The sequence below is a fragment of the Effusibacillus dendaii genome, assembly GCF_015097055.1.
In the GTDB taxonomy this organism is placed as follows: domain Bacteria; phylum Bacillota; class Bacilli; order Tumebacillales; family Effusibacillaceae; genus Effusibacillus; species Effusibacillus dendaii.
Genome location: NZ_AP023366.1, coordinates 1271121 through 1283753 on the forward strand (window position 1 = coordinate 1271121; position 12633 = coordinate 1283753).

Sequence of the window (12633 nt, forward strand, 5' to 3'; positions counted from 1 at the left end):
TCAAAGTTGGCTGATAACAGGTATCTGTAAATCATAAAGTAGTTCTTTCACCCGTTTTTGGATTTCATCCCTAGTCTTGCGAAAATCCTCCATTCGTGATTCTGAATCGTTAATCGGGTCTTGTATATTCCATTCCTCTTGTCGAGTACCGAAAGGAATAAAATAATCGGGCATCTTTCTTTTACTTGCTCGCACAATTTCACGATAACTTGCGAATCGACGAAAGTTTTCATGAATAAAATTTTTGCAAAGGCTTCTGCAATTTGGGCGCACAGGTTTTTTCAAAATCCATTCTCCTCCCTTCTATTTCATGAACGCCATTATCGTACTGCCGATGCTTTTTGAAAATATTTACGCTGAAACCACAGAGCAACATTGACCAAAGCGATCATGACAGGAACTTCCACAAGAGGGCCAATGACAGCCGCAAAGGCCGCCCCCGAATTGATCCCGAAAACTCCAACCGCAACGGCAATCGCTAACTCGAAATTGTTGCTTGCCCCCGTAAAAGACAGGGTACATGTGACAGAGTAGTCAGCTCCTGCCCGCTTCCCCATAAAGAAGGACAATAAGAACATGACGATAAAGTAAATCAGGAGCGGTATGGCAATTCGGACTACATCAAGAGGCAGACGGACAACCATGTCGCCTTTTAGTGAGAACATCACAATAATCGTAAAGAGCAAGGCGATTAAGGTAATGGGACTGATTTTCGGAATAAAGACTTCCTCATACCAAGTGCGTCCCTTTGCTTTGACCAACGAGTAGCGCGTAATGATGCCTGCGAAAAACGGAATGCCAAGATAAATGAAGACGCTTTTAGCAACCTCTGCGATGGTGATTTTGATGACCATCCCGTGTAATCCAAACCATTCTGGTAGGATCGTCACAAAGACATACGCATAGACCGAATAGAATAAGACTTGAAAAATAGAATTGAATGCCACAAGTCCAGCTGCGTATTCCGCATTTCCTTTCGAGAGATCATTCCAGACGATGACCATCGCGATGCAGCGCGCTAAACCGATCATGATGAGACCCACCATGTACTCCGGATAACCCTGTAGAAAGATGATAGCCAAAATAAACATTAAGACGGGACCGATCACCCAGTTTTGAACCAAGGACAATCCCAGGATTTTGCCGTTTCGAAAAACACGCCCCATCTCTTCGTACCGGACTTTTGCAAGCGGCGGATACATCATGAGGATCAATCCAACCGCGATCGGAATCGAAGTGGTGCCCATTTGAAATTGATTCAAAAGATCCACAAAATTCGGAAACAAAAATCCGGCTCCGATTCCGATCACCATCGCTGCAAAAATCCACAGGGTCAAATATCGATCCAGAAAAGACAATCTTTTTCCGACTTTTTCGTCCACTTGTAACATTCCTTTCCGTTTTAATCGCAGGATACCAATAGTCCCTTATCTTCCAACTCCTTAAATTTGCCGGACATATCCGGCAAATTGTCTAACGCAACACCCAGTTTACTTAACGTTTCACGATTCAATGAATAAAACACCCACTGCCCTTTTCTCGTTTCATGGACAAGGCCTGCCGTTTTCAGCCGGTTCATGTGCTTTGAAACTGCCGGTTGGGAGATATTGAACAGGGGGACCAACTCGCAAACGCAACAATCGCGGGAATTAAGCAAAGAAACGATTTGTAACCGGGTTGGATCTCCTAATGCCTTAAAAACATCCGCTAATTTATCGAATTCCACTTCTGGGATCACCCCTAAACCATATAACGATATTATTATATGATAATTATATACACAAAAAAATCGATAGCAAGTGATTGCTATCGATTTTTTCCTATCCCTGCATTTGCTTTTCTTTCATGCGCAGTTCAATTCGCCGGATTTTGCCGGATGTCGTTTTCGGAAGATCGTCCACGAATTCGATCTTTCGAGGGTATTTATAGGGAGCTGTCAATGTCTTTGTATGTTCCTGCAGCTCTCGTATCAGTGCTTCGGATCCTTCATAGCCTTTTTTCAATACCACAAACGCTTTTACAACCGCGCCGCGATCCGGATCGGGGCTTGCCACCGCCGCACATTCGGCAACCGCCGGATGTTTTACAAGCGCATCCTCCACTTCAAACGGGCCGATCGTATATCCTGCAGAAATAATAATATCATCCGCCCGACCCTCAAACCAGATATAGCCATCCTCATCCAGTCGTCCCTGGTCGCCTGTTACGTACCAGTTGCCCCGAAATGCCTTTGCGGTACGGTCCGGATCATGCAGATACCCTTTAAACAGAGCTACCATGTTGCGGTCAATCGCTATATCGCCCACTTCCCCCACCGGCACCTCCTGCCCGGCTTCGTCAATAATGGCCACTCGTACAACAGGCGATGGACGGCCCATGGAACCGGGCTTTGGTTCCACTCCGACAAAAGTTCCGACAAGCAGCGTGTTTTCGGTTTGACCGTAACCGTCGCGCACCGTGATCTGAAACACACGCCGAAACGTGTCAATCACTTCGCGATTGAGCGGCTCTCCGGCAGAGCAGGCAGATCGAAGCGCCTTCAATTTAAAATTCTCTATGCCCGATACTTTCGCCATTAACCGATATTCTGTAGGGGTCGCGCATAAAACGGAAATCGGGTATTGTTCGATTATTTTTAAATATGATTCCGGCGAAAACCTCCCCTGGTAGACAAAAGCGGTGGCTCCCATCCCCAGTGTGGCAACAAACGGACTCCACACCCACTTTGCCCACCCGGGACCCGCAGTGGCCCAAACCAGATCCTCTTCCCGCACATCCAGCCAATAGGTCGCCGCCACAGACAGGTGCGCATAGGGCCAACCGTGAACGTGCATGACCCCCTTGGGTCCGCCGGTCGTCCCGGATGTGTAAGAAAGAAAAGCCAGCTCATCCGAGTGCGTATTGACCGCCTCCAACGTATCCGGCGAGTTGGAAGCCAACTCTTCGAGCGATACCCACCCCGTTTTCCCTCCACCGAGCTCAATATAATGTTCAATTGTCGGGCAGCTTGCGCGTATCGATTCCACCTCCTGCACGCCGCCGGAAAATGAAATAACCGCTTTTACCCCGGCATGGTTGGCACGATACTCAATATCTTTACCCCGCAGCATTTCGGAACAGGGGATGATTACGGCGCCGATTTTGTTTAAGGCAAGATAAATTCCGTATGCGTCAATCCCTCTGGGAACGAGAACGATCACTTTGTCGCCCTGTTGTACTCCCAAGGACCGCAGTCCATTCCCGATCCGGTTCGCAAGGGAAATTAACTCCCGATATGTGACCGATTGTGCTTCTCCCGCTTCATTAACGGCTACAATTGCATCTTTGTCCGGATTCTTGTCCGCATAGGCGCTTACCTGTCCTGCGAAATTATAATACTCCGGAATCTCAAATGAAAATTTGCCATTTGCCTCTGCCATTTTGGTTCCCCCTGCGACTTTATTTTTTCTGCCCCGAATCGTACGCCGTCAAAAAGTTCATATATAGCAAGATGAGTGTGTGCCCTTTTGACACATACATTCTGATTGTCAATTATTCTTTGGATCATCTTACACTGCACATAAATGTAATATATCATAATGGCAACCGGCGTATATAATGCTCTTGAATTTGGCAGGAAAAGAATCCGATCAAAAGCTAATATTCCAGGAAAATTATGATCCATCTATCAATGCGTCAAAGGATTTATCGATACATTTGATTCTGACGGAACTTGCATGGGAACGTTTCCATAACTCTCACCCACTCCGCCACTGTTTTGCCGCTTGCTCCAAAGCGGATGCCAGCTGGTCGACGCTTTCCTCCGTCGTTGTTCGTCCCATGCTGATTCTTAAGCTTTCCAGCGCCGCATCCCGCGATCGCCCCATCGCCAACAAGACGTAGGAGGGTTCATGGTCGGTCGCACTGCAGGCAGATCCACTCGAAGTCGCAAAACCAAATCGATCCAACTCCAGCATCAATGCCTGTCCCTCAATCCGCGCGATACTGATGTTTAAAATGTGAGGCAGCCCTTCCACACCCCTGTCTTCCAAGCCAGAGCCCCTCGTAAATCCGTTCACCGTGAAACCCGGAATTGTTTGTTTCAAACGCTCAACCAACCGGCTGCGCAATCGCGTCATCCGCTCCCATTCCGCTGCCTGATCCTGCACGGCCAGCACAGCCGCTTTCGCAAATCCGACAATCCCTGCTGTATGCAAGGTAGCCGGCCGCAGCCCACGTTCCTGGCCGCCTCCGTACAAAATCGGATCCAACCGCACCCCTTTCCGCACGTATAAAGCGGCCACACCTTTTGGGCCGCCTATTTTATGCGCATTGAGCGTCAGCAGATCGACCTGCAGATCGTCTACATGTAAAGGCAGCTTCCCGTAGGACTGCACCGCATCGCAATGAAACAGCACCCCTTGCTCACGCGCTATTTTCCCAATATCCTGAATCGGCTGTATCGTTCCTGTCACATTATTGGCATGCATGATACTGATCAACACTGTATTCGGTCGTATCGCAGCCCGAATATCAGTCGGGTTTACACGACCATAGGAATCAACCGGCACACAAGTCACCTGAAATCCTTCCCTGCCAAGTGCCCGCATTGCTTCCCTGACAGACGGATGCTCCACTTCGCTCGTCACCAAATGCATTCCTTTTCCCAATTGTCTCATTCGCCTTGCCGCACCCAATACGGCCAGATTGTTCGACTCGGTCCCGCTTCCCGTAAAAATCAAATCTTTGCTTGACGCGCCAATCGTCTCTGCCACCGTTTTCCTCGCCGCTTCCACCGCTTCTTTTGCCTGCAAACCAAACTGATGCAAGCTGGCCGGATTGCCAAACATCTCTTTCAAAAAAGGCTCCATTGCCACATACGCTTCTTTCCTCACAATCGTGGTCGCCGCATGATCAAAATATTTGTCAGCACAAAACATTCTTCACACCTCACCGGAATATATGTTGAAATAATATCATTTTACACAACATTTTACACCTGTAATTACATATGTCTTGACAGTATACATCATTCTTCCACATAATAGGGTCATAGTTTTTAGCAGATCGAAAGGGGGGCGGGAATCATGCGGCAATCGGTACAAATCGATTTTGCAGTTGTAGGCTCGGGTATTGCCGGACTCACCATCAGCCTGCTGGCAGCTCAGCACGGCCGGGTCGCTTTGCTGACCAAGGGAATGCTCCGGGACAGCAACAGCAGCCGGGCACAGGGCGGCATAGCGGCTGCACTCGCAGCTGACGACAACCCGCTGCTGCACCAGGAAGATACACGGATAACCGGACAAGAGCTGTGTGACTCTCAAACGGTTAGCGCCATCGTGGATGAGGCTCCCGATGTGATTCGATTTTTGCAGCAGTTGGGGGTCCCTTTCGACTGCGACGAAGCGGGGAATCTGTGTATGGGGAGAGAAGGCGCACACAGCCGGAGACGGATCGTGCATGCAGGCGGTGATGCGACCGGGCGCTTGCTGGTGGAAGCCCTGCTTCCACACGTAGCAAGACACCCCCATATCGACATTTGGGAACATACCACCGTCTTGGAGCTCTTAACGGAGAACGGAGAATGCAGCGGTTTGCTTGCCAAAACGGTTGACGGTCAACCCGTTTGGCTGCAAACACGAGCGGTGGTGCTCGCGACGGGCGGATTGGGCCAATTGTTTCAATACACAACCAACGTGTCGGGCAGCCTTGGTGACGGATTCGCTCTCGCCTATCGAGCGGGTGCTGTTTTGCGCGACATGGAATTTGTTCAGTTTCATCCGACAGCGCTGCGGACAGACAGCCACCCGCTGCCTTTGATTTCGGAAGCGGTCCGGGGAGATGGAGCCATACTGGTTAACGCAAACGGGGAACGGTTTATGCACCGCTACGATCCGCGCCAAGAACTCGCTTCCCGCGATGTGGTAGCAAGAGCCATCTATGCAGAAATGCAAACCGGCCAAGACGTGTTTCTCGACGCACGCGCCATACCCAATTTTTCAGGTCGGTTTCCAACCATCTATCAATCCTGCCACAAAATCGGCCTGGATCCATCAACCGACCTGCTTCCCATTGCACCCGCCGCTCACTATACGATGGGCGGCATCCAGACAGACGCTCACGGTCGTACATCGGTCAATCGATTATTCGCTATCGGGGAAGCCGCCTCCAGCGGACTGCACGGGGCAAACCGGCTGGCAAGCAACTCCCTGCTGGAAGGTCTCGTAATGGCACGACTTGCCGCACAGGAGTTGGCGGACATGACAGAACTTTCAACCGCCTCCCGACTGCCCAAGACACAGATCGACCATATTCAAACTCTGAACGTATCATTGAGTCCTTGGCTGTTGAAACAAGTACAAACCATCATGTGGACCCATGTCGGTATTGTTCGCAATGAAGCCGACCTGATAGCCGCCTGGCGGCAGATCGCAAACTGGATGCATGATCTGCCCGATTTCAATCGGGCGGATCATCATCTGTTGACAGCCGCCCGCTTGGTCGTAGAAGCCGCATTATGGCGAAAAGAAAGCAGGGGCGCCCATTACCGGTCCGATTTTCCGGAACCAGACCGGCTGTTTAAGACTCATTCCTTGCAGGTTCTTACAAAACAGTTCGTACAGCTTGGCAGCGAAAGTTCCCTGTACCAACTGAACATGGAGGTATAGAGATGAATCCATTGATGGTACGTCAGTTTTTACAGCAGGCGTTAATCGAAGATATCGGTACCCGTGACATCACTACGGAGCTCCTGTTTGAACCCGATCAACAGATTCAGGGCCACTTTTTGGCCAAATGGGAAGGAAGAATCGCCGGTCTTTCAGTAGCGGAGGAAACATTCCGGCTGCTGGACCCTCACATTCGATTTGAAGTTCACCTGCCGGACGGCACCGATGTACAGAAAGGCGATGTACTGGCCACCGTGACCGGGAATGCGCGGGCGATCCTGTCAGCGGAACGGGTCGCGCTCAACCTCCTGCAGCGCATGTCTGGAATCGCGACCGTAACGCGTGATGTTTGCCGCAAAGTAGAGAATTTGCCGACACGCATTACCGACACACGGAAAACGCTGCCCGGTTTGCGTATCTTCGACAAATATGCGGTTACGATTGGCGGGGGCGTCAATCACCGGTTTGGCTTGTACGATGCCGTAATGATCAAGGACAACCATATTGCGGCTGCCGGTTCCCTCAAGAACGCCGTCCGAAAAATCAAACAACAGGTCGGTCATCTGGTGAAAATCGAAGCGGAGGCAGACAACCTGGAGCAGGTAAAGGAAGCGGCAGAAGCCGGAGTGGACGCGATTTTGTTCGACAACATGACACCGGCCGCCATGTCATTGGCCGTCGAGATTGTGAAAAAAAGAGCGGTCACGGAAGCGTCCGGCGGCATTACGCCGGAGACGGTCAGGGACTTCGCAATGACCGGCGTCGATTATATTTCGCTTGGCTGGCTGACCCATTCGGTCCGCGCGTTCGATATTAGTCTTGATCTTTCCTAACTGTTGATTTATCACTTCTGAAGAGGGGGATTCCCATGTCCGCACCGGTCAATTTTTCGATGCAGTCTGAAATTCATGAATATGCATTGCTGTCTTCCGAAGAGTTGGATGAACGGATTCGAGCCGCCAAACGAGCGTTGGATAAAGATCTCGTGATTTTAGGACACCACTACCAGCGGGATGACGTCATTGCCCATTCTGACCATCGCGGTGATTCGCTGCAGTTGGCACGAATTGCCGCCTCACTGGACAGTGCCCGCTATATCGTTTTTTGCGGCGTACATTTCATGGCGGAAACGGCTGACATATTGACCGCCAGCGAACAGATCGTAATCCTGCCTGATCAAAATGCAGGCTGTTCGATGGCCGATATGGCAGATGATCAGGAAGTGGAAGAATGTTGGGAAATGATCACGAATCTGTACGGAGATTCCATCATCCCGGTAACGTACGTGAATTCCACCGCTGCCATTAAATCGTTTGTCGGGCAACACGGCGGGCTGACCATCACTTCATCGAACGCCGAAAAAATATTTGCTTACGCACTGCAGGCGAAACGGCGCATCCTGTTTCTGCCCGACCAACATTTAGGGCGCAATACGGCAGTAAAATTTGGCATTCCGCTGAACGAAATGTGCGTTTACAACCCGCAGCAAATGAATCTTGAGTTTCCTTACGGAAAAGGAGACCCGCGTGTTATACTTTGGAAAGGACACTGTTCGGTGCATACCAAATTCGAGCCGCGCCATGTTCATGAAGTGCGTGCCAAATATCCGGGTATCCGTGTCCTGGTGCATCCCGAATGTATGCATGAAACAGTCCAATTGGCAGACGAAAACGGTTCCACCGATTTTATCATTAAAGCGGTTCGCAATGCTCCCCCCGGTACCAAATGGGCGATCGGCACGGAGCATAATCTGGTGAACCGCTTAAAACAGGAACACCCGGAACAACTGATTGTTTCCTTGAACGAAATGATTTGCCCTTGCTTGACCATGAACCGGATTGACCGGCCGCACCTGCTTTGGTCGCTCGACAACATTCTGACCGGCAAGCCGCAAAACATCATCATGGTCCCGCCTGACACCGCCCGCTGGGCGAAAGCGGCAATCGACCGGATGCTGCAAATTTCCTGATTTCTTGTTAAAGGAGGATGTCTGTACATGGATCGCCGACAGCAGCTGTTAGAGATTTTGAAAGCATCAAAAGATCCGATTGCGGGCGCCGATCTGGCGGAACGATTGGATGTCACACGGCAGACCATTGTGCAAGACATTGCATTTTTGCGAAGAGACGGATTTTCGATCATCAGTACAACACAAGGTTACATTTTGGAACGGACACCCAAAACACGTCATCGCGAAATATTGAAAATTATCCATACGTCTGAGCAGCTGCCAAGAGAACTGGAAATTCTGGTAGCCCACCATGTTATGGTCGAGGATGTGTTTATTGAGCACCCTGTCTATGGCCGGATTCGCGGCTCGCTTGATATTGCCACTCTGAAAGATGTGAAAGAGTTTCTGCAAAAGCGGTCGGAATCCGGTATCCCACTTTTTTCGGAAGTAACTGGCGGACTGCACTACCATACGCTGGCGGCAGACGATCCGGAATCGATTCAGGCAGCGAAAGAAGCGCTCCGCGCAGAAGGATACGCTTGTTGGTTAGTCTGAACCATACAATTGATCGATCGGCACTACCCGTTCCATATGCATGTCCGGAACGGCCACCGTTTGAAATCCGAATTTTTCGTAAAGCCCTTGCGCGTCTTGAGTCATCAACATGAAGCGGCGGATCCCCTGCAAATCGGGATGCGACAAAATCGACTCCAGCAGTAATTTGGACAGTCCCCGTCCGCGGTGCGGCTCTGTAATAAATACGTCAGCCAGATAGGCATATGTGGCAAAATCGGAAATCACCCGCGCGAAACCCACCTGTTCTTCCCCCAGGTACACTCCGAAGCAAAGCGAGTTCTGCACCGAACGAATTACAATTTCACGCGGTATCCCCTGGCTCCAATACGCCTCCTTATGTAAAAAAGAATACACACGGTCAAGATCGAGCCGATCACGGTCAGTCGATACGGTATACATCTTCACTTCTCCTCTCTATAATGGCCTTCCTTACTGAATGTACACGCAAACGGTCGATCTGTCTCCGGCCAATTGGCGGTTTTGTTACCCGCCAATTTTTATATGATAAAGGCAAACGTTACAAAAAGGAGGCGATTCGTTGGACTGGAAACCGGATCCCAATAAGGCAGAACCGATTTTTCGCCAGATCGTCCATTATTTTGAAGAAGAGATATTGAAAGGCGAACTGGCTCCCGGCTCGCCGCTTCCAGCGGAGCGTCAAATGGCAGTCAATCTTGGCGTTCACCGCAGCACCGTCACGCTCGCTTACGATGAACTGAAGGCGACGGGTCTCATTCAATCCCGGCAAGGCAGCGGTACGCGGGTTAGCGAGCATCTGTGGGGTATCGATCCGAAACGAGTACCCAATTGGAAAAGCTACACAACGAATGGCGCATTTCAGCCCAGCTTGCCAATCATCCGAAAAATCCGGGATGCGAGTCAGATTCCGGGCATTATCAATCTGGCCCGGGGAGAACTGGCGCCCGACCTGTTACCTTATCAATCTTTGAACCGTCTTCTCCAGCAGGCATCGCTCTCCATCCCACTCGGCTACCCCGATCCGAAGGGGGATCTCACTTTACGTTCCACACTTGCCGATCTTCTGGCAGTGGAACATTCTAGCCGTGTGTCTCCTGAGCAGATTATAATTACTGCAGGAGCCCAGCAGGCGCTGCATCTGATTGCCATCTGTCTGCTGCAGCCGGGCGATGCGGTTGGCTTAGAGGAACCGTCCTATTTATATTCCTTGCCGCTGTGTAGTTCTGCCGGACTTCGCCTGTTTCGCATACCGATGGATGAGGACGGGCTTTTGCCGGAAGCAGTCGCTTCGCTCCAACGAAAACATAGAATCAAGATGATTTTTGTCAACCCTACCTATCAGAATTCGGCAACCACCACTCTGGATTTGGACCGCAGGCAAAAACTGCTCGATATCTGCACTCGGCTTCGCATCCCGATTGTAGAGGATGCTGCGTATGCGGATTTAAACCTGCAAGGGACAGCCTTGCCTCCGCTGCCTCTATTCGTGATGGATAACGGAAATCAGACCGTCATGTATGTAGGAAGTCTTTCCAAATCGGTGGCGCCCGGGTTGCGTATTGGCTGGATCGTGGGACCTGAGCAGGTGATCGGGAGACTTGCCGACGCGAAGCAGCAGATCGACCTGGGAACAAGTGCTGTCAACCAGCACATAACCCACATCTACCTGACTGCAGGTGAGTGGAAAGAAAATGTGGAAAAATTACGACGGAAGTTGACGATTCGAAGAGATCGAGGAGGGGATTCAGCGGCTGCGGGCTGTATTAAGATAGTCCGTTCGGTTTCCTACAGAACGTAAGCTGACAGGGATTTTCTCCCTACTCGCTCGGCCCTGCGTTACCTCGCCCGGCACAGCGTAAAACCTTTTACAACGCCTGTTCGTTTCTTCGTTGTCAGTAATAGTTTTGGATGTTTCGGATCCTCTTCCAATTTCAGTCTCAGCTGTCGTATTTAAACATAAAGGTTGTTGATATTCACTTCTTCTCTGTCCTGCCATACAAGCTCATATAATTCCTGACTGCTTAACGGCGCTTCTGTTCGCTGCACAAGCGCCAACAGGAGACGAAATTCTATATTGGTAAGCTGAAACAATTTCCCGTTTCGGATCACCGTCCGGTTTAAATAATCAAAATATACATTGTCCCCGAGCGGAACGCTATTTTCAATCATTTCCTGCGAAACGGCCGACTGAACCCGCATTGGGCGGTTCAAAAACTGGAGAAATTTACTAAATCCTTCTGATAACCGCAACGCCGTTTGTTCGTACTCTTGCACGCTTCCTGATTCGGTTTGCTCTGAACTTAACAGCAAAACAGGTGCATTCGTATTTTTGCGCATTTCCCGGAAAAACTGAAAATCCTCATGGGTACATTGCGGAATATCCAATAACACGGTCATCCAATCCGTTTCTTTCAGTTGTTTCCGGGCTTGCGCCCGGGACGGAACATGAATGACTTCCAGTTCCGTGAACAGATGTTGAAACAACGTAACTTGCGCATCGTTTTCTGAGACAAGCATCAATTTAATGACCAGCCCCCTTTCCATGCAATTATTCCCAAAAGAAAGATACTATCGTAGCCTTCTTCATTGCTTGCTGCAAAAGATACGGATAGCTCAGCGACAAACATTTTGTCACATCCCTATACCAGAAGCCGCATAAAAAACGGACTTTCCATCGAAAAGTCCGCAAACCGAAACTGTTATTCCCGAACCAAATTGATAAAATGATGCAAAATCCTGGCTGTCAATCCCCAGATGATACGCCCTTCATACTCATAAAAATATTCCGGTACTTGTCCCTTACGCCATTTATAGTTCCTGCCGTTTGGGATTTTTTCGAACGGAAAATCTTCCCGGGGCGTCATTTGCAAATCCACGTAGTGCAAGTCCGGCTCCGTATGTTTCAGAAAATCGAAAGGAACAAAAAAAACGCTTGCCACTTCGTTTGAGTCCGGCTGTATCCGTTCCCAATCGAAAATGCGTCCGACAAACGGTTGAACCATTTGAAACTGGTTAATCACCTGATCCAGTTCACCGAGAATTTCCAAATCGGTCGGTCGCAGTCCAAGTTCTTCACACGTTTCCCTGACTGCCGTCATTTGCGGATTTACATCATCCGGGTCCATCCGACCGCCCGGAAAACAAATCTCACCCGGCTGCCGATTCAAATGATGGGCTCGCTCTTCAAATAAGACGCACCACTCACCGTTTCGTTCTACCAAAGGCAGCAAAACAGCAGATTTAAATAGGTTTTCGTGTCCCATTACAAACGCTTTCCGGTTCCGAATAAATTGGTCAATCAACTCTCTCATGTTTTCCCCGCCTATTCTATTTTATGGTATCACAAACGAATCTCACCCCGCAATGGAAGCTCTCTTAGAGGTAACCGGCATGCTCTTGTAAAACAAAGGCTTCTTCTATTAGACGCTGCTTCTTCTTGAATATGCTTCGGTAGAAGCCTTTTGTATAGGCTACAGGCAA

13 protein-coding genes are annotated in these 12633 nt (G+C 49.8%); 5 read left to right on the top strand and 8 right to left on the bottom strand.

Going from position 1 to position 12633, the window contains the following annotated elements; translation table 11 throughout:
* The 5 genes from skT53_RS06745 to skT53_RS06765 all read right to left on the bottom strand — a co-directional run bounded on the left by skT53_RS06745 (window position 1) and on the right by skT53_RS06765 (window position 4919).
* Entirely contained in the window at window positions 1-285 is a 285-nt protein-coding gene (locus tag skT53_RS06745; RefSeq protein WP_200760342.1) for a low molecular weight phosphatase family protein, read from the bottom strand.
* A gap of 35 nt (window positions 286-320) precedes the next feature.
* Window positions 321-1382 carry an ACR3 family arsenite efflux transporter gene (arsB, locus tag skT53_RS06750; protein WP_226375361.1) on the bottom strand — a complete coding sequence of 354 codons (1062 nt, stop codon included), beginning with the start codon at window positions 1380-1382 and terminating at the stop codon, window positions 321-323.
* A 20-nt stretch (window positions 1383-1402) separates the two neighbouring features.
* A complete protein-coding gene (locus skT53_RS06755; protein WP_200760344.1) occupies window positions 1403-1726 on the bottom strand; it encodes an ArsR/SmtB family transcription factor in 324 nt (107 codons plus the stop codon).
* Window positions 1727-1820: 94 nt separating this feature from the next.
* Window positions 1821-3419 (bottom strand): acetate--CoA ligase, encoded by a 1599-nt coding sequence (locus tag skT53_RS06760; RefSeq protein WP_200760345.1) that lies wholly within the window; start codon window positions 3417-3419, stop codon window positions 1821-1823.
* Between the two features lie 318 nt (window positions 3420-3737).
* Window positions 3738-4919 (bottom strand): cysteine desulfurase family protein, encoded by a 1182-nt coding sequence (locus tag skT53_RS06765; RefSeq protein ID WP_200760346.1) that lies wholly within the window; start codon window positions 4917-4919, stop codon window positions 3738-3740.
* Window positions 4920-5066: 147 nt separating this feature from the next.
* Between skT53_RS06765 and skT53_RS06770 the strand changes: the two genes are divergently transcribed.
* Genes skT53_RS06770 through skT53_RS06785 form a run of 4 tightly spaced genes read left to right on the top strand, consistent with a single transcriptional unit; the run spans window position 5067 to window position 9153 of the window.
* A complete protein-coding gene (locus tag skT53_RS06770) occupies window positions 5067-6647 on the top strand; it encodes an L-aspartate oxidase (protein WP_200760347.1) in 1581 nt (526 codons plus the stop codon).
* Between the two features lie 2 nt (window positions 6648-6649).
* Window positions 6650-7480 carry a carboxylating nicotinate-nucleotide diphosphorylase gene (gene nadC / locus skT53_RS06775; protein WP_200760348.1) on the top strand — a complete coding sequence of 277 codons (831 nt, stop codon included), beginning with the start codon at window positions 6650-6652 and terminating at the stop codon, window positions 7478-7480.
* 35 nt (window positions 7481-7515) lie between these two features.
* Complete coding sequence (nadA, locus tag skT53_RS06780; RefSeq protein WP_200760349.1) at window positions 7516-8616, top strand: quinolinate synthase NadA; 1101 nt, start codon at window positions 7516-7518, stop codon at window positions 8614-8616.
* Between the two features lie 27 nt (window positions 8617-8643).
* A complete protein-coding gene (locus skT53_RS06785; protein ID WP_200760350.1) occupies window positions 8644-9153 on the top strand; it encodes a transcription repressor NadR in 510 nt (169 codons plus the stop codon).
* Here skT53_RS06785 and skT53_RS06790 read toward each other — a convergent pair.
* Window positions 9145-9573 carry a GNAT family N-acetyltransferase gene (locus skT53_RS06790; protein ID WP_200760351.1) on the bottom strand — a complete coding sequence of 143 codons (429 nt, stop codon included), beginning with the start codon at window positions 9571-9573 and terminating at the stop codon, window positions 9145-9147. The genes skT53_RS06785 and skT53_RS06790 overlap by 9 nt on opposite strands.
* A gap of 139 nt (window positions 9574-9712) precedes the next feature.
* Between skT53_RS06790 and skT53_RS06795 the strand changes: the two genes are divergently transcribed.
* Window positions 9713-10951: an aminotransferase-like domain-containing protein gene (locus skT53_RS06795; RefSeq protein ID WP_200760352.1), complete on the top strand. Its 1239-nt coding sequence runs from the start codon at window positions 9713-9715 to the stop codon at window positions 10949-10951.
* Window positions 10952-11103: 152 nt separating this feature from the next.
* Here the strand turns inward: skT53_RS06795 and skT53_RS06800 are convergent, their stop codons facing one another.
* Together skT53_RS06800 and skT53_RS06805 are read right to left on the bottom strand one after the other, a co-directional pair.
* Complete coding sequence (locus skT53_RS06800) at window positions 11104-11697, bottom strand: winged helix-turn-helix domain-containing protein (protein ID WP_200760353.1); 594 nt, start codon at window positions 11695-11697, stop codon at window positions 11104-11106.
* A gap of 155 nt (window positions 11698-11852) precedes the next feature.
* Complete coding sequence (locus tag skT53_RS06805) at window positions 11853-12464, bottom strand: NUDIX hydrolase (protein WP_200760354.1); 612 nt, start codon at window positions 12462-12464, stop codon at window positions 11853-11855.
* Window positions 12465-12633 lie beyond the last annotated feature (169 nt).